Annotated in this window: 18 protein-coding genes; 5 read left to right on the top strand and 13 right to left on the bottom strand. The window is 59.4% G+C overall.

From position 1 onward, the window contains the following. Positions 1–23: 23 nt before the first annotated feature. Together KGA69_RS13790 and KGA69_RS13785 are read right to left on the bottom strand one after the other, a co-directional pair. Positions 24–566 (bottom strand): YfaZ family outer membrane protein, encoded by a 543-nt coding sequence (locus KGA69_RS13790; RefSeq protein WP_015365610.1) that lies wholly within the window; start codon positions 564–566, stop codon positions 24–26. 283 nt (positions 567–849) lie between these two features. After that, positions 850–1,779, bottom strand: a complete 930-nt coding sequence (locus KGA69_RS13785; RefSeq protein ID WP_045391428.1) for an Rpn family recombination-promoting nuclease/putative transposase — start codon at positions 1,777–1,779, stop codon at positions 850–852. 137 nt (positions 1,780–1,916) lie between these two features. Here KGA69_RS13785 and nudI point away from each other — a divergent pair, with 137 nt between their 5' ends. Next, complete coding sequence (gene nudI, locus KGA69_RS13780; RefSeq protein WP_045391430.1) at positions 1,917–2,342, top strand: nucleoside triphosphatase NudI; 426 nt, start codon at positions 1,917–1,919, stop codon at positions 2,340–2,342. Here nudI and KGA69_RS13775 read toward each other — a convergent pair. Together KGA69_RS13775 and tctD are read right to left on the bottom strand one after the other, a co-directional pair. Then, positions 2,339–3,748 (bottom strand): sensor histidine kinase, encoded by a 1,410-nt coding sequence (locus KGA69_RS13775; protein WP_045391433.1) that lies wholly within the window; start codon positions 3,746–3,748, stop codon positions 2,339–2,341. The genes nudI and KGA69_RS13775 overlap by 4 nt on opposite strands. After that, positions 3,735–4,412 (bottom strand): transcriptional regulator TctD, encoded by a 678-nt coding sequence (tctD, locus tag KGA69_RS13770; RefSeq protein WP_045391436.1) that lies wholly within the window; start codon positions 4,410–4,412, stop codon positions 3,735–3,737. The genes KGA69_RS13775 and tctD overlap by 14 nt, the downstream gene beginning before the upstream one ends. A 133-nt stretch (positions 4,413–4,545) precedes the next feature. On the opposite strand from tctD, the gene KGA69_RS13765 reads away from it, so the two are divergent. From KGA69_RS13765 to KGA69_RS13755, 3 genes are read left to right on the top strand one after another with little or no spacing between them, the layout of a single operon-like run. Further along, positions 4,546–5,526 carry a Bug family tripartite tricarboxylate transporter substrate binding protein gene (locus KGA69_RS13765; RefSeq protein WP_063447964.1) on the top strand — a complete coding sequence of 327 codons (981 nt, stop codon included), beginning with the start codon at positions 4,546–4,548 and terminating at the stop codon, positions 5,524–5,526. A gap of 15 nt (positions 5,527–5,541) precedes the next feature. Beyond that, the gene (locus tag KGA69_RS13760) at positions 5,542–5,973 is read left to right on the top strand and encodes a tripartite tricarboxylate transporter TctB family protein (protein ID WP_049059391.1); all 432 of its coding nucleotides are present in this window, start codon (positions 5,542–5,544) and stop codon (positions 5,971–5,973) included. 11 nt (positions 5,974–5,984) lie between these two features. Beyond that, positions 5,985–7,502, top strand: coding sequence for a tripartite tricarboxylate transporter permease (locus KGA69_RS13755; RefSeq protein WP_213292394.1), 1,518 nt, complete (start codon positions 5,985–5,987; stop codon positions 7,500–7,502). On the opposite strand, the gene menE is transcribed toward KGA69_RS13755, so the two are convergent. The 7 genes from menE to KGA69_RS13720 form a co-directional block, all read right to left on the bottom strand. Next, positions 7,499–8,860, bottom strand: a complete 1,362-nt coding sequence (gene menE, locus KGA69_RS13750; protein WP_063447962.1) for an o-succinylbenzoate--CoA ligase — start codon at positions 8,858–8,860, stop codon at positions 7,499–7,501. The two genes, KGA69_RS13755 and menE, sit on opposite strands and share 4 nt — an antisense overlap. After that, entirely contained in the window at positions 8,857–9,822 is a 966-nt protein-coding gene (gene menC / locus KGA69_RS13745) for an o-succinylbenzoate synthase (protein WP_047043272.1), read from the bottom strand. Before menC ends, menE begins: the two co-directional genes overlap by 4 nt. Then, the gene (gene menB / locus KGA69_RS13740; protein WP_015365600.1) at positions 9,822–10,679 is read right to left on the bottom strand and encodes a 1,4-dihydroxy-2-naphthoyl-CoA synthase; all 858 of its coding nucleotides are present in this window, start codon (positions 10,677–10,679) and stop codon (positions 9,822–9,824) included. Before menB ends, menC begins: the two co-directional genes overlap by 1 nt. Before the next feature lie 14 nt (positions 10,680–10,693). Then, positions 10,694–11,452, bottom strand: a complete 759-nt coding sequence (gene menH, locus KGA69_RS13735; RefSeq protein WP_047043273.1) for a 2-succinyl-6-hydroxy-2,4-cyclohexadiene-1-carboxylate synthase — start codon at positions 11,450–11,452, stop codon at positions 10,694–10,696. Then, the gene (gene menD, locus KGA69_RS13730; protein WP_213292393.1) at positions 11,449–13,119 is read right to left on the bottom strand and encodes a 2-succinyl-5-enolpyruvyl-6-hydroxy-3-cyclohexene-1-carboxylic-acid synthase; all 1,671 of its coding nucleotides are present in this window, start codon (positions 13,117–13,119) and stop codon (positions 11,449–11,451) included. The genes menH and menD overlap by 4 nt, the downstream gene beginning before the upstream one ends. Positions 13,120–13,195: 76 nt before the next feature. After that, positions 13,196–14,491, bottom strand: coding sequence for an isochorismate synthase MenF (menF, locus tag KGA69_RS13725; RefSeq protein ID WP_049059389.1), 1,296 nt, complete (start codon positions 14,489–14,491; stop codon positions 13,196–13,198). Positions 14,492–14,664: 173 nt separating this feature from the next. Continuing rightward, positions 14,665–15,126: a GNAT family N-acetyltransferase gene (locus tag KGA69_RS13720; protein WP_045391456.1), complete on the bottom strand. Its 462-nt coding sequence runs from the start codon at positions 15,124–15,126 to the stop codon at positions 14,665–14,667. A gap of 56 nt (positions 15,127–15,182) precedes the next feature. Between KGA69_RS13720 and rnz the strand changes: the two genes are divergently transcribed. After that, complete coding sequence (gene rnz / locus KGA69_RS13715) at positions 15,183–16,103, top strand: ribonuclease Z (RefSeq protein WP_045391459.1); 921 nt, start codon at positions 15,183–15,185, stop codon at positions 16,101–16,103. Positions 16,104–16,159: 56 nt separating this feature from the next. Here rnz and nuoN read toward each other — a convergent pair whose 3' ends face one another. Beyond that, positions 16,160–17,617: an NADH-quinone oxidoreductase subunit NuoN gene (gene nuoN / locus KGA69_RS13710; protein ID WP_015365594.1), complete on the bottom strand. Its 1,458-nt coding sequence runs from the start codon at positions 17,615–17,617 to the stop codon at positions 16,160–16,162. Between the two features lie 6 nt (positions 17,618–17,623). Beyond that, positions 17,624–19,153 carry an NADH-quinone oxidoreductase subunit M gene (gene nuoM / locus KGA69_RS13705; RefSeq protein ID WP_015365593.1) on the bottom strand — a complete coding sequence of 510 codons (1,530 nt, stop codon included), beginning with the start codon at positions 19,151–19,153 and terminating at the stop codon, positions 17,624–17,626. Positions 19,154–19,168 lie beyond the last annotated feature (15 nt).

The raw sequence follows: 19,168 nt of genomic DNA, 5'->3' as shown, positions 1-19,168 counted from the left end.
CGGCGGCAGGCCGCGCCGGAGGATTAGAAGCTGGCGCTGGCGCCGATGTACGGACCGTCGGCGATAGTGTTATCACGGTTGCCGTCTTTACCCGCCAGGTTCAGATAGCGATAGCCTGCCTGGATGCTAAGCGGACGCATAATGGTCCAGCTGGCGCCGACGTTAGCTTCTTCATAGCTATCGATGCCGCTGGAGAGTGAATCAGGCGAGTAGTAATAGTCGCCGTACAGACGGAAGCTATCGCCGATTTTCCACTGCAGGCCGCCGCCGACCGCCGCCGCGTAACCTTCATCGCCCTGCTTCGGATTGGTGTAGATACCTTTGCCGCCCACGGTCGCCAGGAATGGTCCCAGCGGAATATTCAGACCCAGACCCAGGCCCGCGGCGTCGCCGTCGTTATCGCTATGCAACCAGTTGCCGGAAATTGCCAGGCCGGTGGATTCGGTGCCAAAGCCAACGCCGAGGTTGGTATAGTGCTCGCCGGCTTCGCCGGTAACGCTAATAGCATGGGCCGCCGAGGAAACCATCATTACCCCGGCCAGGGCCATAAAAATGCTCTTTTTCATTATTTACTCTATCCAGAAAAGAAGAATCAAAGAAGTCCCGAAAAAACCAGAAAATTCTACTGCGCACCCGTCAGGAATCAATGACCTGGCGAAATGATTTTTCACAAGAGTGTAACCAGTTGCGTCTTTTTACATCAATACCGACGCGCATTTGCGAAAGAAAGTAAATTCCACCGAATTCAAATTCAGCGTAATTATATTTAATTAGGTTGTATTGATTAAATAAATCTATATTAACCTGCGCAATCAGCGTCGCGCAGGCCATTTGAAGGAAGCAGAAAAATTAATGGGCGAGCAGGGCCAGACGCTCCGGCGCAAGCCCCGTCAGCTTCGCCACCAGCGCCAGGTCAAGCCCGTTTTCCAGCATCGCCTGGGCAATACGTTGCGCAGCCAATTGTTCTCCCTGTTCAAGGCCTTGCTGCAGGCCCTGCTCAAGGCCCTGCTGATGGCCGCGTTGTTCCAGAAACTGGGCAATGTTCATTAGCGTCTCCTTATGCGGCCGTCTGGGGACATTTTGCGCAAGATTACGTAAAAAGGCGACCGGATCGGCGGCATTTCCTGCCTGCAATAAATAGTGAAGCAGCGTCCTGAGCTGTCTGCGGCTAGTGTATCCCAGCGCCAACAGGCTGGCTAGTTGCTCCTGCAGTTCCATCATATCGCGTTGCCGGATATGCTTTTGCAGCAACTCAAGCATCGCGACCCGTCGGTGCTGCATTATTGTATCGTCAGGAAGCACCGTGATATCGATTAAGTGAAAATCCTGATTGTATACCTGCCGCGCGGTTTGTGGATGAGCAAATCCTTCCAGCCAGCACATGGGATACGGCCAGGGCGAGACTTGCCCATGATAAAAAAGCAGCGGGATCACCAATGGCAGTTGTGTATGCCCTTTATCCAGATGCCGCTGCATCGCTGCTATCGCATAACGCATCAGGCGAAATGCCATATGACGGTCCACAGAGCTTTGATGTTCGATAAGCAGATAGATATATCCGTCTCCCGCCTGAGTTTGCAGCGAGTAAAGAATATCGGAATGGCTGGCGCGCAGGTCTTCATCGATAAAACTTCCGGATTCCAACTGCAGCGTTTGCAGATTGCATAATTCTCGCAAATGTTCAGGAAGGTGAATATCCAGAAAATCCCGCGCCGTCGCCCGATGCGACAGCAGGTGTTTAAACACGGCGTCATGTGGGGAATGGGTAGTCCTTTCCATGGTGGCTCTCCATAAGATAATTTCGCTTAACTTAGCACTCTGTAGAGCCAGCGCCGTATTTCCCTTGCGGTTTGCCGAGGCGCCTCGCAAACTGTTTCCTCGATACCCGGCCCGACTCACTGCGAAGGAGAAAAATCATGCGTCAAAGGACGATTGTTTGCCCGCTCATCCAAAATGATGGCCATTATCTGTTGTGCAAGATGGCTGCCGACCGCGGGGTTTTTCCCGGACAGTGGGCGCTGTCCGGCGGCGGCGTGGAGCCGGGTGAAAGAATTGAAGAGGCGCTGCGACGTGAAGTCCGCGAGGAGCTTGGCGAAAAACTGCAGTTGACCCACATCACGCCATGGAGCTTCCGCGATGATACCCGCGTGAAAACCTATGCCGATGGTCGCCAGGAAGAGATCTACATGATCTATTTGATTTTCGATTGCATAAGCGCCAACCGCGAGGTCACGATCAACGAGGAATTCGACGATTACGCCTGGGTGAAGGGCGAAGACCTGCAACATTACGATCTTAATGCCGCGACCCGCCTCACCCTCAGCCAGAAAGGGCTGCTTTAAGCCACGGTCAGCAGACGCAGCGTCACCTTTAATCCTCCCAGGCTTTCGCTGCGCGACAGCTGCGGCCGGCTACGATGCAGACGCGCGATATCGTTTACCAGCGCCAGGCCCAGCCCGGCGCCGGGTAGACCGCCGCCATTCTCCAGCCGTCGAAACGGCGTCAGCGCCTGGTGAATCAGGTTTTCCTCGATACCCGGGCCGCTATCCTCCACGCTCAGCGTGACGGCTTCGCCATCGCGATGCAGGCTCAGCGTCACCGTTCCGCGTTCCGGGGTGTAGCGAATCGCATTGTCGAGCAGGTTGGCGCACAGTTCGCCCAACAAAACGCCATCACCCAAAACGTACACCGGCGACTGTTCGCCCTCATAACCCAGATCGATGTTTTTACTGCGCGCCTGAGCAATACGCGAAAAACAGCTATGGTGCACGACCTCCTGCAGATCGACCGCGGCAAACGCCTGCTCGCCCTGCTCCCGGCGTTTCACCGTCGCCAGTTGCAACAAACGTTCGGTGAGTAAAATCGTATCATCCAGCGTCGCGCGCATGGCCTGCAAACTCTCGCGCCACAGCCGCGGATCGTCGCTGGCCAGCGCCACCGAAGCCTGGGTTTTCAGGACCGCCAGCGGCGTTTTCAACTGATGTGAAGCATCGGCGCTAAAGCGTTCCTGCCGGGAGATCATCACCCGCAGGCGGTCGATATAGCGGTTAAAAGCCACGATCAGCAGCCGCGTTTCCGACCACGGCAACAATTCCGGTAGCGGCGTCAGCAGGCCGGGTTCACGGCGCACCATCAGCGCCGAGAGCTGACGCATTGGCCGCAGAACGCGGCGCAGTAGCCACCCCGCCAGTACCAACGTCAACAGCACTAATAAGCCCTGCGACACCCAGGATGAAAACAGCAGTTGTCCGGCCAGCCAGCGCCGCGACTGCAGCGTTTCGGCAATATAAATCTCCGCCATACCAACGATACCGCCTTCATTGACCGGCTGCAGCAGGCGCGCCACGCGGATTGCCTGACCGCGGTATTCGGTATGATAAAACCATGCCAGCGCCGGATAAAGTTGAGTTCGTGAAGTGGCCGGCGGCATTGCCGGCAGATCGTCAAAGCCGGAAATCACTTTCCCCTGCGGGTCGACCACCTTGTAATACAGCCGGTCGTTCATGTTGAGTTCAAAGCTGTCCAGCACCACCCAGGGCACATTGACCTCCAGATGACCGCCGCGCACTACCAGCCGCTCCGCCACGGTGCGCGCCGAGGAGAGCAGCGTACGATCGTAGGCCTGCGTCGCCGCCTGCAGCGCGCTCACGTAGCTATTGAATGCCGATAACCCCCACAACAGCGCCAGCGGCAGGCCGAGAAACAGCAGCAGTTGGGCATACAGCGATTGCGGTTTACCCCAGCTCATGCGGCTCACACTCCAGCAGATAACCCAGCCCGCGTAGCGTAGTGATACGCACATTACTCTGCTGGAGCTTCTTGCGCAGTCGGTGAATGTAAAGTTCGATGCTTTCCGGACTGACGTCGTCGCTGAGGCTAAACACCTGTTCAAACAACTGCTGGCGGGAAACCGGACGGGTACGGCGAAACATCAGCACTTTCAATAGCGCCAGCTCGCGCGGCGTCAGGGGCAACATCTCACCGCGCAGCAGAAAATAGCCTTCATCGCGATATTCCAGATCGCCAAGCTGCTGCACCTCATGTACCTGCCCTTCGCTACGTCGCAGCAGCGCCCGCAGCCTGGCGTCGAGCTCCTCCAGCTCGAAAGGTTTAGGCAGGTAATCGTCGGCGCCGACGTTCAGCCCTTTCACCCGATCCGCTACCGCGCTGCGCGCGGTCAACAGCAGCACCGGCAGCGTTTGTCCACGCTTACGTAACCGCTGTACCACCTCGAGGCCATCCAGGCCCGGCATACCGATATCCAGCACCGCCAGCGCATATTTTTCGCTTTGCAGCAGGTGATCCGCCGCCCGGCCATCAAAAACGCAATCCACGGCAAAACCGCCCTGCACCAGAGCCTTTTCCAGCCAGTGAGCCAGCTCACGGTTATCCTCGGCTAATAAGAGACGCATATCACATCCTGTAAAGTTGCTGCCGCATTGAAAGGGAAATGAAAGGTAACTGTTTTAACAATCACGCAACCGAATCGCCACATGTCGGTTCACATAATCAGAAAAACATTCCCTGTACCTACTGAGGAAGCCTATGAAAACGCCATTTTTCCGCCATCTTAGCGCCATCGCGCTGTGCCTCTGTACAACCACCGCTTTCGCGGCGCAAGCCCCGTCCCGCACCGAATGTATCGCGCCCGCCAAGCCCGGCGGTGGCTTTGACCTCACCTGTAAGCTGATTCAGGTGAGCCTGATGGAAACCGGCGCGATCGAGAAACCGATGCGCGTCACCTATATGCCCGGCGGCGTCGGCGCGGTGGCCTATAACGCCATCGTCGCCCAGCGCCCGGCGGAAGCCGGAACCGTGGTCGCCTTTTCCGGCGGCTCGCTGCTGAATTTGTCGCAGGGGAAATTCGGCCGCTACGGGGTTGATGACGTGCGCTGGCTGGCCAGCGTCGGTACCGACTACGGCATGATTGCCGTACGCGCCGATTCGCCATGGAAAGACCTGAAGTCATTCATGACCGCGATGGAGAAAAATCCCGCCACTATCGTCATTGGCGCCGGGGCCTCCATCGGCAGCCAGGATTGGATGAAAGCGGCGCTGCTGGCGCAAAAAGCCAACGTTGACCCGCACAAGATGCGCTACGTCGCCTTTGAGGGCGGCGGCGAGCCGGTAACCGCGCTGCTCGGCAACCATGTGCAGGCGGTCTCCGGCGATCTGAGTGAAATGGTGCCGTACCTGCAGGGAAATAAGATCCGCGTATTGGCGGTCTTCTCCAACGAGCGTCTGCCGGGCGCGCTGGCCGATGTCCCTACCGCTAAAGAGCAGGGCTATGAGCTGGTCTGGCCGATTATTCGCGGCTTCTTTATGGGCCCGAAGGTAAGCGATGCCGACTACCAGTGGTGGGTTGATGAATTCACTAAACTGCAGCAAACCGATGAGTTCAAAAAGCAACGTGAACTGCGCGGCCTGTTTGAATTCAACATGAACGGCAAGGAGCTCGATACCTATGTAAAACAGCAGGTCAGCGATTATCGCGAACAGGCGAAAGCCTTTGGCCTGGCTAAATAATCCGCGGAGGCGCTTATGAGCGATCGTATCTTTGCCGGAGTCTGGCTGTTGTTATGCATTGGCGGCCTGTTTATCGCCTGGCAGATCCACAGCGAATACTCGTATGAACCCGTCGGCCCGCGCCCTTTCCCGTTGGGCATTATCGGCCTGATGCTGCTGTGTTCAGCGCTGATGCTGCTGCGTCGCCCGGACGCTATCGAGTGGCCGGGACGACATGTCCTGCAACGGCTGTTAACCATGGTCGTGGTGCTGGTGGTCTATGCCTGGGGATTTGAATGGCTGGGCTTTCCGCTGGCGACCGCGCTGCTGACGGCGGTGATCGGCCTGCTGTTCGGCGCCACGCTACCGGCGGCAGGTATTGCCGGCGTGATGATGGGCGTCTCGTTATGGTACGCCTTTGATACCTTACTTGATGTGACTCTGCCGCTTGGCGTCTGGTTAAATTAACGGAGAAGCTTATGGATACCTGGATCTATCTGTCGCAGGGTTTCGCCGTCGCCATGACGCCGGAAAATCTGCTTATCGCCCTCATCGGCTGCTTTGTCGGAACCATCGTCGGGCTGCTGCCCGGCCTCGGGCCGATTAACGGCGTCGCCATTCTGCTGCCGCTGGCCTTTGCCCTGCACCTGCCCGCGGAATCGGCGCTGATCCTGTTGGCGACGGTCTATATCGGTTGCGAATATGGCGGGCGTATTTCGTCTATCCTGCTGAACGTGCCCGGCGATGCCGCCGCCATCATGACGGCGCTTGATGGCTATCCCATGGCGCAGCAAGGGCGCGGCGGCGTCGCGCTGTCGATTTCCGCCGTCAGCTCTTTCTTCGGTTCGCTGATTGCGATCGGCGGTATTATTCTGTTCGCGCCGCTCCTCGCCCAGTGGTCGCTGGCGTTCGGCCCGGCGGAATATTTCGCGCTGATGGTGTTTGCCATCGCCTGCCTCGGCAGCATGATGGCGCAAAACCCGCTGAAATCGTTCCTCGCGGCGTTAATCGGTTTGGGCCTGGCGACGGTCGGCGTCGATGCCAACACCGGGGTTTACCGCTTCACCTTCGACAGCGTCCATCTCTCCGATGGCGTGCAATTTATTGTGGTGGTTATCGGTCTGTTCTCCGTTTCGGAGATTCTGTTGATGCTGGAGAGCACCAGCGGCGGGCAAACGCTGGTGCGTAAAACCGGGCGCATGCTGTTTAACACCAAAGAGGCCGCGCAGTGCGTCGGCGCGACCCTACGCTCTTCCGTGGTGGGTTTCTTCGTTGGTATTCTACCCGGCGCCGGGGCGACCATCGCCAGCGCCATCACCTATATGACGGAGAAAAAAATCAGTGGTAATAGCGATAACTTCGGCAAGGGGGATATTCGCGGCGTGGCGGCGCCGGAAGCCGCGAATAACGCCTCCGCCTGCGGTTCGTTTATTCCGATGCTGACGCTTGGCGTGCCTGGCTCCGGCACCACCGCGGTCATGATGGGCGCATTGACGCTGTATAACATTACGCCCGGCCCGGCGATGTTCACCGAACAGCCGGATATCGTCTGGGGGCTCATCGCCGCGCTGCTTATCGCCAACGTGATGCTGCTTATTATGAACATTCCGCTGATTGGCCTGTTCACCCGCATGCTGACGATCCCGCTATGGTTCCTGGTACCCGCCATCGCCGCCGTTTCCGCCGTTGGCGTCTATGCGGTTCACAGCACCACCTTTGACCTGTTGCTGATGGTTGGCCTCGGCGTGCTCGGCTACATCATGCGTAAAATGCACTTTCCGATGTCGCCGCTGATCCTCGGTTTTGTGTTGGGCGAGATGCTGGAGCAGAACCTGCGCCGCGCGCTGTCAATCAGCAACGGTAATCTGGCTATCCTCTGGGAAAGCGGCGTAACCAAAACGCTGCTGATGCTGGCTGTCGCCGTCCTGGTGGTACCGCCGCTGCTGCGTGTGAGACGTAAACAGCGCCAGCGCCGCGCCGAGGCCAATATCGGCTAAACCGGCGAATTGACCCATTCGCGCAGCGCCCGGCGCGAAATCTTAATCCCGCCGTTCTTTAACGTTTCCGGCAGCCGTAGCCACTGTATCGGCTGCTGGAAACGCGCTAACCGTTCAGCACTCCATGCCGCCAGGGTGGTCATTTCGCAGCCATCCTCGCATTCAACCACCGCCACCGGGCGCTGGCCATATTCGACATCATCCTGCGGCACAATAAACACCTGCTGAACCTGCGGATGGGCGAGTATCACGCGCTCAACCTCCTCCGGCTGAATGCCTTCGCCGCCGCTAAAAAAGAGATTATCCAGTCGCCCAATAACCGACAGTCGACCGGCACGTAACTCCCCGCGATCGCGCGTCGCAAACCAGCCTTCATCATTGGTTAATGACAACAGTTGACCATTCCGCCAGTAGCCGGCGGCCATGCTCGCCGCCCGCAGCCAGATCTCGCCGGCGACAATTTTCACCTCCCTTCCCGGCAGCGCCTCGCCCACATCCGCCGCTCCGTCGGCCTCTTTAGCGCAGACCGTGGAGGCGAATTCGGTGAGGCCATAGCCGCAGAAGCTGCGTATCCCCTGCGCTCGCGCCCTTTCGGTCAGCTCGACGGGGATCGCCGCGCCGCCAAGCAGCACCGCCTTAAGTGAAACGTCGGCATCGCCATTCAACAGGCGCCATAGCTGAGTCGGTACCAGTGAAGCATGGGTACAGCCCAGCAGCGCTTGCTCCAGCGGTTGTCTATCGCGCACCGTCAGCCGCGCGCCAGCCAGCAGCCAACGCCAGATGATCCCCTGCCCGGAGACATGGAACAACGGCAGCGACAGCAGCCAGTCGTCCTCCCCGGCAAACGGCATCAGCGCCAGCACGCCAGCGGCGCTGGCCAGATGGGCGCTGGCGCTATGCACCGCCGCCTTTGGCAGGCCGGTCGAGCCGGAGGTTAACGTCATCGACACCAGCCGTTCGCCATGCCAGCAAACGGTATGGGCGGCTTCTGCCGCCTGCAGAGTTAACGCCGGTAAATTCCCCGGCAGCGTATCACCGTTAAGCACCAGTTGATGCTGTACGGTTAACGCAGGCAGCAGTTCCTGCAGCAATGCCATAGGCAGCTGCGGATTAAGCGGCAGCACCCGCGCCCCGCACTGCAGCAGCGCCAGCCAGGCGAGTAGCGTCTCCGGCTGGTTGTAGGCCCGTAGCGCCACGCCCTGACCTTCCATGACGCCCTGCGCGGCAAAACCAGACGCCAGCGCGTCAATCCGCGCGCATAGCTCACGCCAGGTCAACGCCTGGTCATTCAGGCGTAGCGCCTGCGACTCGCCGCGTAACTGACGCCAGTGGCGCCACGGCCAATCGGAAAACATCACAGCAGTTGCTCCAGCTCATCAGCATTGAATATTGGCAGCGTACTCTCCGGCCACGCCCGCACCAGCTGCGCGCCCATCAGCGCCAGCGTGTCGAGTCCGGGGATAGTCTGCGGGGTCAGCCAGGCGGCGATCCGCGCCAACTGCGTTAACCCCAGGCTGGACTCGATCGACGAGCTAATCACCGCGCTCAGCCCCAGCGCATGCGCCGCAGCGACCTGTTGCTGAACCTTTTGCAAGCTGCCGGTCAGCGTCGGTTTGATCACCACCGCGCGCACGCCGGGCTCGGCGACAAAGCGGAAATCCGCCTCGCGCAGGCTTTCATCCCAGGCGATAGCGATACCGGTCTGCTGGCTGAATTCGCGCGAATCGTCGCGGCTTTTGCACGGTTCTTCGAGAAAGGCAATGCGTTGGCGATACGCCGGATTAACGTATTTGGCGAACTGCTGCGCTTTGACCGGCGTCCACGCCCGGTTGGCATCCAGCCGCAGCTGCAGGTCGGGGATCGCTTCCAGCAGCAGATTCACCACCATGCCGTCACGTACCGCCTCCCACAGCCCCACTTTCACCTTAGCGACTTTCTCGCCGGGCATCGCCGCCAGTTTGGCGAACAGTTCATCCGGGTCGCCGGAACAGAGCGGCGCCGCGCGATAATCCGCCGCCTGCGGTAGTTCGCCGCCAAGCTCCGCCTGCGCGCAGCTAATACCAAAAGCAACGGAGGGCTGCATGGGAAGCGGCGGCTCGGCGCCGTCGCGCCAGGCCCGCGCCCACGCCAGCAGCGTCATTTGTGCCTCTTCCAGCGTTTCGTCACTGAATCCCGGCAGGGGAGAAATTTCCCCCCAGCCTTCGCGTTCACCCTCCTGCAGGCGGATGAACAGCCCATCGCGGGTTTTTAACCGCCGTTCGCGCAGAACCACGCCCGCGTCCATCGGTATCTGCCAGCGGTAAACCTGCGAAACGCGCATTATGGATTCCGTTTAAATTTGCTGAAGTCCGGCTGACGTTTCTGGTTAAAGGCGTTACGTCCTTCTTGCCCTTCTTCCGTCATGTAGAACAGCATGGTGGCGTTACCCGCCAGCTCCTGCAGCCCGGCCTGGCCATCGCAGTCGGCGTTCAGCGCCGCTTTCAGGCAACGCAGCGCCATCGGGCTGTTTTGCAGCATTTCACGGCACCAGCGCACGGTCTCTTTTTCCAGATCCGCCAACGGGACCACGGTGTTCACCAGCCCCATATCCAGCGCCTGCTGGGCGTCGTACTGACGGCACAGGAACCAGATTTCGCGCGCTTTTTTCTGCCCGACGATACGCGCCATATAGGAAGCGCCCCAGCCGCCATCAAAGGAGCCGACTTTAGGCCCGGTCTGGCCGAAGATGGCATTATCCGCCGCGATGGTCAGGTCGCACATCATGTGCAGTACGTGGCCGCCGCCGATAGAGTAACCGGCGACCATCGCTACTACCGGTTTCGGGCAGGTGCGGATCTGGCGCTGGAAGTCGAGTACGTTGAGATGGTGAACGCCGGAGTCGTCCTGATAGCCGCCGTAGTCGCCGCGGACTTTCTGGTCGCCGCCGGCGCAGAAAGCTTTATCGCCTTCACCGGTCAGCACGATGACGCCGATATTGTCGTCATAGCGGGCATCCGCCAGCGCCTGAATCATCTCTTTAACGGTCAGCGGACGGAAGGCGTTGCGCACCTGCGGACGATTGATGGTGATTTTAGCAATCCCGTCAGTCGATTTTTGATAACGAATATCGGTATAGCCTTCTGAGCAATCGTGCCATTCAACGGGGGCATAGAGCATTGCTTCATCAAGAGAGATCATAGAATGTCCTTCAGTTAACTTGCCAGAATCTGCGCCAGACAGGCAATCACCGCCGCGGGGTTGTCCCGGTGCGCGTTGTGTCCGGCATGGTGAATGATATGGGTATCGGCGGCGAGCGCTTGCGCGATAGCGCGAAACTTCGCGTCGCGTTCGCCGCACAGGTAGTGAAAAGGAAAATCGCGAGCCTGCAGAGACGGGCGCAAATCGGCCTGCCGGGCAAGGGAGGTCGCCTCCAGCATCGCCGCCAGCGTAGCGCCGTTATTGTGGCGACGTAGGGCGACCAGCGACGCGCGCTGCGCCGCATTCAGCGAAGCGAAGACTGGCTGCTGATACCAGTCGGCGAAGACCTGCGCTAACGGCTCGCGGCGAAAGCGTTCCGCCCAAGCGCTATCATTGCCGCGCCGCGCCTGCCGCGACGCTTCATCCTGCAGGCCCGGATGTCCGCCCTCGACGATCAGGCCGCGCAGGCCCGCGCGCGGCTGGCAGGCGAAGTTCATCGCCACCCGGCCGCCCAGGGAGTAGCCAACCAGCCAGTAATCCAGGATGTTGTAACTATTTAGGGTAGCCTGCAGTAATTCGCTGACCCCGGCAAAGCCATCGACCGCGATATCCGCCGAGCCACCGTGTCCCGGCAGATCGAGATACAGCCGCGGCCAGGCCGGAAACGCTTCGCCAACCGTACGCCACTCGTCGCGGTCTCCGGAAAAGCCGTGCAGGAATACCAGCCAGGGATAACCCGGTTGGCCGCTTTCAACCGCCGCGTTGAGCGTCACAGCCGGCTTACCTGCGCCAGCAGTTGCTGGAGAGTCTGCGTACCGTCGGTCTCGTTAACCGCCAGCTCAATCACCGTCGCCCCGGCGCGGCGCCACGCGCCTGCCATCGCCTCATCCAGCGACTGCCAGTCATCAGGGCGGTGATAAGCCAGACCGAACATCGCCGCCGCGTGGCTGAAATCCACGTCCTGCGGCATTAAATAGAACTGACGCCTCTCGTCCTGTGGCGTCGGCAGCATAGAGAAAATCTGCCCGCCGTTATTATTGACCACGATCAGCACCAGCGGCGCCGACGCCTGGCGCAGCAGGGCCAGCGAGTTGAGATCGTATAACGCCGAAAGATCGCCGACGATCGCAAGCGTAGGCCGGGCGCTCGCGCGCTGCACGCCGGCGGCTGTCGCCAGTAGGCCATCGATGCCGCTGGCGCCGCGATTACTATAGACCGGATAACCCGCCGGCAGTTGCCCCAGCGCGTCTATCAGGCGTACCACTAAACTGTTGCCAACAAACAGCTGTCCCTGATCCGGCAAATAGCGCCGAATGCGCTGCGCCAGCTGCGCTTCGCCAAAGGGCTCGTTGCTGGCAACCGCGACCTGCCACGCCTGCCCGGCAAGCTGCGGGATCACCGTCGCCCACGGCTGGCGTTTCTCCGCCGGATGCAGTTCGAGCCAGCGCTCAACGCTTGAGAGCAGACGGCGACCGCGGTGCTGCGCCGGATCGAGGCGACCGCGCAGATTATCCACCAGCCAGTATTCATCCGGCTCGCAGGTCGCCTGCCACTGGAGCACGCGTTTGCCGGTCAGACTGCTACCGAGTTGCACGACGATTTGCGCCTGCGCCAGTTCGCTGACCGCTTTACCGTTTCCCAGCCACAGGTCGGCGCACGGCAACGGCTGCCCGGTCTGCGACAGGACATCGCCAATCAGCGGCCAGCCGAGGGTCTGCGCCCATTCAGCCACTTTTTTACCTTCCGCGGCGCTCATCCTGCCCGCGACCACTACGCCGCGCTTTTGCCGCCAGAAGAACCAGTCGCGCTGTTTCTCACTCTCCATCTGCAGCGCCTGACGCAACCAGGGTTTATCGCTCTGCCACCAGTTGCCGAGCTGCTGTTGCCACTCCAGCCCGCTATCGTCCATATCGCCATATAGCGGCTCAGCGAACGGGCAGTTGATATGCACCCCGCCGGCATGCAGCTCGCCCAGCGCCTGATCGATAGTCGAGACCAACCAGCGCGCGGAAATATCCTGCGAAGGACGCGGTAAAGAAACGGTCTGCGCAGGATGAGAAGCAAACATTCCCGGTTGGCGGATGGCCTGATTGGCGCCGCAGTCGATAAGCTCCGGCGGGCGGTCGGCGGTCAGCAGGATCAGTTTTTCACCCGTCAGGCCCGCTTCAATCAGCGCCGGATAGAGATTCGCAGTTGCTGTTCCGGAGGTGACAATCACCGCCACAGGCTGGCGGCTGGCCTTCGCCAGTCCCAGCGCCAGGTGACCAAGGCCACGTTCGTCAAAATGAGTGTGATGAATAAAAGCGCGGTTTTCCGCCGCCGCCAGGGTTAAGGGCGTCGAGCGCGAGCCTGGGGCAATGCAAATGTGCTGCACGCCGTGGCGGGTTAAAGCTTCAAGGATCACCGCCGCCCAGCGTCGGTTAAATGCGCTTACTGACATGAAATTGTCCGGTATCAAATATTGATGCTAAGTATAGATAAGGCAGAGTTGCGTCGTTTTGATATACGTCGTCTCTCTACGTTTCTGAAAGTAATAACGTTCGTAATCCCGCCGCTTTATTTTCTATTTCTTGCCACTCCTGCTGCGGGTCAGATCCGCTGACAATACCGGCCCCGGCATACAGCCGCAGGGTGCTGTTCTCGACTTTTGCCGAGCGCAGCGCCACGCAAAACTCGCTTTGCGCCAGTGAAAGATAACCTGCGGAGCCGGCATACCATTCGCGGGCGAAAGGCTCATGACGGCGGATGAAAGCCAGCGCCGCCTGGCGCGGTAGCCCCGCCACCGCCGCGGTAGGCTGCAGCTGCAGCAAGCAGCGGCTATCGTCGGGCTCGGCCAGTTCGCTCCAGATACAGCGCCGCAGATGCTGCACCTTGCGCAGGCGTACGACCTGCGGCGGCAGAACGTCAAGCGTCGGCGACTCGCCCTGCAAACGCTGGCAGATATCCTCCACCACCAGCATATTCTCCCGCTGGTTTTTATCGTCTTTCATTAGCCAATCGGCCAACTGCTGCGCCCGGGCGTCATCGTGATGGTTAGCGACGGTGCCCGCCAGCGCTTCGGTGCGCAGCAGCGCGCCGCGTCGCCGCCATAGCCGTTCCGGCGTGGAGCCGAGAAACGCCTGCTGCGGGCTAAAGGCCATCAGGAAGTGGAAACAGTTAAGATTGCTGCGCCGACTGGCCGCCATAATGGCAAACGCCTGCAGCGGCGCGCTAAAGCGTAAATCCGTGACCCGCGCCAGCACAACCTTATCCATTTCGCCGGCGCCGATTGCCTGCGTCGCCTGCATAATCAGCTCGCGCCACTGCGGGTATTCCGGCGCATGCTGCTCGCTTCGCAGCGACGGCATCGATGCCGCCGTCGCCTGCTCGCTATTTAATGATTGAAGAAACGCCCGCGCGGCCACCGCGTCGTCAAGCAGCGAGGTCGCGCTATGTATCACCAACCGCAAGGTCGCTTTACCGCCCAGGCGGCGCCACTCCAGCCGCGGCAGAAACAGATTGCCCTGCTGCGGATCGAACGCGTTCAGCCCAAGGATGCGCAGATCTTCCCGCCCCTGCGCGCATAAAAAATCATGCGCCGCGGACAAGGAGGCAAAGATGGTTACCGCGCCCAGCGCCGCCAGCTCTTCATCACCGTTACGCTGCTGCCAGTAGAATTGCGGCCAGCACGGCTGATGCGCGCACCACAGTAACGGGTCGAAGGCGTCGTTTAACGGGAAGGGGATATCAAAAATTCGCGTGCCGGGTGACGGAGGGAAATCTTCAGCCAGGCAGCCCAACAGGCTTTCCAGCGCAGTGGAAACAGACAGCACGCGAACCTCCACGAAATTAAAAACCCCACATTATAAAGGGTAGCTGCGATAAATAGCAGTACCCATCATGAGGGAGCGAACCTTAACAGGCACGGCGAACGCCAGCCACTGGATTCGCTACAGGAGGAAAAGTATAGATAATTGATAGCGATACGCTATTACTATTTAGCTTCTTAATGAGTTGTGATGTCACGCGCCATACCGATATGGGCAATCCCGTCTTCATCGTATACGTCCGTCACCGGCACAAAACCAAAGCTGGCATAAAATTTCTGCAGATGCGCCTGCGCCCCAAGATAAATCGCCTTCTGCGGCCAGTTCTGCCGGCAGCTGGCCAGCGCCTGCTCCATCAGCTGGTAGCCCAGCTTCTCGCCGCGCAAGGTCGGGCTAACGATAACCCGGCCGATCACCACCGGTTCGAACTCCTCTTCGCTTTTGAGGATCCGCGCATAGGCCACCAGCTCGCCGTCGCGCCAGCCGAGCAGATGACGGTTCTCACCGACTAAATCATCGCCGTCGATATCCTGATAGACGCAGTGTTGTTCGACGACAAACACCGCGCTGCGCAGCTTCAGCAAGGCGTACAGTTGGGCAACGGTGAGCTCACTGTGATGTAAATCCTGCCAGGTCATCATTTGTTACTCCTTATTGATATACTGATGCTTTACCACTCGCCTGAGGACACTGGACGATGGAATTAACATTTTTGGGGACATCCGCCGGCGTGCCGACCCGTACGCGTAATATGACGTCGATAATACTGAATTTGCAACAACCCACCAGCGCTGAAATGTGGTTGTTTGACTGCGGCGAAGGCACCCAACATCAGTTTCTCCACACCCCTTACCATCCAGGCAAACTGAATAAAATTTTCATCACTCACCTGCACGGCGATCATCTGTTCGGCCTGCCCGGCCTGTTGTGCAGCCGCTCGATGCAGGGAAATTCGCTGCCGCTGACGGTCTACGGACCAAAAGGGATTAAAGAATTCATCGAAACCGCGCTGCGCCTGAGCGGCTCGTGGACCGATTATCCGCTCACTATCATTGAAGTCGGCCCCGGTCTGGTCTTCGACGAAGACGGCTATCGGGTCAGCGCGTACCCGCTCAGCCATCCGGTGGAGTGCTACGGCTACCGCATCGAACAGCATGACAAACCCGGCACCCTCGATGCCGCCCAACTGATTGCCGATGGCGTGCGTCCGGGGCCGCTGTTCCATCAGCTCAAGCTCGGCCAGCGCGTTAAGCTGGAAGATGGTCGGGTCATCGACGGTAGCCGCTATCTGGGGCCATCGACGCCGGGTAAAACGCTGGCCATTTTTGGCGATACCGCCCCCTGCCCGCAGGCGCTGGAGATGGCGCGCGGCGCGGATGTGATGGTCCACGAAACCACCCTTGAGCAGGCGATGGCGGAGAAAGCCAATAGCCGTGGCCACTCTTCCAGTCAGCAAACCGCGGCGCTTGCCAAAGAAGCGGGGGTCGGCACGCTAATCGCCACCCACTTTAGCTCGCGCTACGATGCCGAAGGCTGCCTGCGCATGCTGGCGGAATGCCGGGAGATTTTCGCCAATACGCTACTGGCGGAGGATTTTATGGTCTATCGGCTGGCGTAAAGCGCGGGCATAAAAAAACCGCCGACAAGTCGGCGGTTTTTTATTTATAGCGCAGATTACATCAGCGGCGTCGCCAGCTGCACGATGCTAATCAGCGGCTGCGGCCACACGCCAAGCACCAGCACCAGCAGCGCGGAGATCAGCACCACGATACCGCCGGCGCTGTACTGCCAGTTTGACGGCGCATCGCGGTTCAGCTGCTCCGGGGCGCTCAGGTACAGGCTGACGGCAACGCGCAGGTAGTAGTAGAGACCAATCGCCGAACCAATCACTACCGCGGCAACCAGCCACCACAGGTGCGCATGCACACCAACGGCCAGCACGTAGAACTTACCGATAAATCCGAGGGTCATCGGAATACCGGCCAGCGACAGCATCATCACCGTCATTACCGCCGACAGGATCGGACGGTGCCAGAACAGACCGCGGTAGGAGAACAGCGAGTCAGCATCCGGGCCGCGATACGGGCTGGACATCAGGCTGACCACGCCGAACGCGCCGAGGCTGCTGAACAGATAACCGGCCAGGTAGACGCCGACGGCTTCCATCGACATTTCGCCGCTCTGCAGGGCGATTAACGCCACCAGCAGATAGCCGAGGTGGGAAATGGAAGAGTAACCGAGCAGACGCTTAATGTTGGTCTGGCTCAGCGCCATCAGGTTACCGAAGATGATAGAGGCGAAGGCGATCAGGCCCAGCACCACGCGTACCGCTTCGCTGTCGCCCACCGGCATGTACAGGAACAGACGCATCACCACGCCGAAGATGGCAATCTTGCTGGCGGTCGCCAGGAAGGTGGATACCGGCGCAGGCGCGCCCTGGTATACATCCGGCGTCCACAGGTGGAACGGCACCAGCGACAGTTTAAAGCCAAGACCGACGATCATCAGACCGAGGCCCGCCAGCAGCAGCGGCTCGTGCAGCGCGTTGTCAGCCAGGCTCTTGCCCAGCGCGAGGAAGGACAGGTTGCCGGAGTTCGCATACACCAGCGCCATACCGAACAGCAGGAAAGACGAGGCTGCCGCGGAGAGGATGGTGTATTTGATGCTCGCTTCCAGCGAACGTTTCTGACGGAAGGCGTAGCCGACCAGGCCGAACAACGGCAGCGAAATTAATTCGATACCGAGGAACAGCGAGGCCAGGTGATTGGCGCCGGCCAGCAGAATGCCACCCAGCGCGGCGATCAGCACCAGCAGGTAGAACTCTTCTTTATTGTCCTTGTAACCCTCAAGCCATGGGTAGGCGAAAGTACAGGTCGCGAGGCTCGCCAACAGCACCAGCCCGGTATAGAGCATCGAGTAACCGTCAACGCGGATCAGCGGGGTGACGTCCATCGCCCCGTTCTGACCAACAAACCAGAGCGAGACCAGCGCGGCGTTTAGTCCGAGAACCGACAACGTGGCATTGAGAAAATGATTGCGTCGCCACGCAATGGAGAGCATCACAACCACCACCGTCAAGCCGACGATCAGCAGCGGTAGCAGTGCGATCAGTTGTTGTGGAGTTATTGTCATGGCGAATTACGGCCTTGTAGTAGAAACAGAATTAACAAACCACTGCTGAATGTTGCTCATCGCAGCATGCGAGGTGTCGAGAATCGGCTGCGGGAAGAAGCCCAACAGCACCAGCAGCACCACCAGCAGCAGGATGATAGACAGTTCACGCAGGGACATCCCCGGCAGCTCTTTCGTCGCGATTTCGCTCTTCGCCTTACCGAAGTAGGCGCGATGCAGCATCGACAGCGAGTAAACGGAAGCGAATACCAGACCAAAGGTCGAGATAACGGTAATCACCGGCACCACTTTATAGCTGCCGAACAGAATCATAAATTCGCCGACAAAGTTACCGGTGCCCGGCATCCCCAGGGTGGCGACAGCGAAGAACATCGACATCGCCGGCAGCCATTTAATTTTGCTCCACAAGCCGCCCATCTGGCGCATATCGCGGGTGTGCAGACGTTCGTACAGCTGGCCGCACAGAATGAACAGACCCGCCGCGGACAGACCGTGGGCAATCATCTGAATCACCGCCCCTTGATAAGCCAGCTGGCTACCGGTGTAGATAGCAATCAGCACGAAGCCCATGTGGGAAACGGAGGTGTATGCAATCAGACGTTTGATATCGGTCTGGGCGAAGGCCATCCACGCGCCGTAGAAGATACCGATCACGCCCAGCCACATGGCGATTGGCGCAAACTCGGCGGAGGCGTTCGGGAACAGCGGCAGCGCAAAGCGCAGCAGACCGTAGGCCGCGGTTTTCAACAAGATGCCCGCGAGGTCGACGGAACCGGCAGTCGGCGCCTGGGAGTGGGCGTCCGGTAGCCAGCCGTGCAGCGGCACCACCGGCATTTTCACCGCGAAGGCGATGAAGAAGCCGAGCATCAGCATGTATTCCACGCCGTGCGACATCGGGGTTTTCAGCAGCTCTTCATAGTTGAAGGTCCACACGCCGGTGGCGTTGAAATGGACGAATGCCAGCGCCAGAATGGCGATCAGCATCACCAGACCGCTCGCCTGGGTATAGATGAAGAACTTGGTGGCCGCCGTGATACGCGTTTTACCGTCAGAGGCTTTGTGACCCCACAGCGCGATCAGGAAGTACATCGGCACCAACATCATTTCCCAGAAGAAGAAGAACAGGAACATGTCGATGGCGAGGAATACGCCGATGACGCCGCCCAGGATCCACATCAGGTTGAGGTGGAAAAATCCCTGGTACTTTTCGATTTCGCGCCAGGAACAGAGCACCGCCAACACGCCGAGCAGGCCGGTCAGCACCACCATAAGCAGCGACAGACCGTCAATCGCCAGATGGATGCTAATGCCGAAACGTGGGATCCACGGCAGCACGAATTCCGACTGCCACTGCGGAATCCCCGCGGATTGCGTCAGAGAATAGCCGCCCTGCATCCACAGCTGCAGGCCAAGCACCAGCGTCAGTCCCATGGTAATCAGCGCAATCCAGCGCGGCAGTTTCACGCCAAAGCGTTCAGTCTGCCAGCACAGGAAGCCGCCAATAAAGGGGATTAATATTAGCCAGGGTAATAACATGGCGATTTTTATTCC

It is taken from the genome of Klebsiella sp. A52 (assembly GCF_018388785.1).
In the GTDB taxonomy this organism is placed as follows: Bacteria; Pseudomonadota; Gammaproteobacteria; order Enterobacterales; family Enterobacteriaceae; genus Klebsiella; species Klebsiella aerogenes.
The sequence above is the reverse complement of the archived record's forward strand: the minus strand, read 5'-3'. Positions and strand labels throughout refer to the sequence as shown.

Coding starts and splice junctions, on each gene's coding strand:
- KGA69_RS13790 (WP_015365610.1), bottom strand. CDS start 566: ATGAAAAAGAGCATTTTTATGGCCCTGGCCGGGGTAATGATGGTTTCC.
- KGA69_RS13785 (WP_045391428.1), bottom strand. CDS start 1,779: ATGGAAAGGACTACCCATTCCCCACATGACGCCGTGTTTAAACACCTG.
- nudI (WP_045391430.1), top strand. CDS start 1,917: ATGCGTCAAAGGACGATTGTTTGCCCGCTCATCCAAAATGATGGCCAT.
- KGA69_RS13775 (WP_045391433.1), bottom strand. CDS start 3,748: ATGAGCTGGGGTAAACCGCAATCGCTGTATGCCCAACTGCTGCTGTTT.
- tctD (WP_045391436.1), bottom strand. CDS start 4,412: ATGCGTCTCTTATTAGCCGAGGATAACCGTGAGCTGGCTCACTGGCTG.
- KGA69_RS13765 (WP_063447964.1), top strand. CDS start 4,546: ATGAAAACGCCATTTTTCCGCCATCTTAGCGCCATCGCGCTGTGCCTC.
- KGA69_RS13760 (WP_049059391.1), top strand. CDS start 5,542: ATGAGCGATCGTATCTTTGCCGGAGTCTGGCTGTTGTTATGCATTGGC.
- KGA69_RS13755 (WP_213292394.1), top strand. CDS start 5,985: ATGGATACCTGGATCTATCTGTCGCAGGGTTTCGCCGTCGCCATGACG.
- menC (WP_047043272.1), bottom strand. CDS start 9,822: ATGCGCGTTTCGCAGGTTTACCGCTGGCAGATACCGATGGACGCGGGC.
- menB (WP_015365600.1), bottom strand. CDS start 10,679: ATGATCTCTCTTGATGAAGCAATGCTCTATGCCCCCGTTGAATGGCAC.
- menD (WP_213292393.1), bottom strand. CDS start 13,119: ATGTCAGTAAGCGCATTTAACCGACGCTGGGCGGCGGTGATCCTTGAA.
- KGA69_RS13720 (WP_045391456.1), bottom strand. CDS start 15,126: ATGATGACCTGGCAGGATTTACATCACAGTGAGCTCACCGTTGCCCAA.
- rnz (WP_045391459.1), top strand. CDS start 15,183: ATGGAATTAACATTTTTGGGGACATCCGCCGGCGTGCCGACCCGTACG.
- nuoN (WP_015365594.1), bottom strand. CDS start 17,617: ATGACAATAACTCCACAACAACTGATCGCACTGCTACCGCTGCTGATC.
- nuoM (WP_015365593.1), bottom strand. CDS start 19,153: ATGTTATTACCCTGGCTAATATTAATCCCCTTTATTGGCGGCTTCCTG.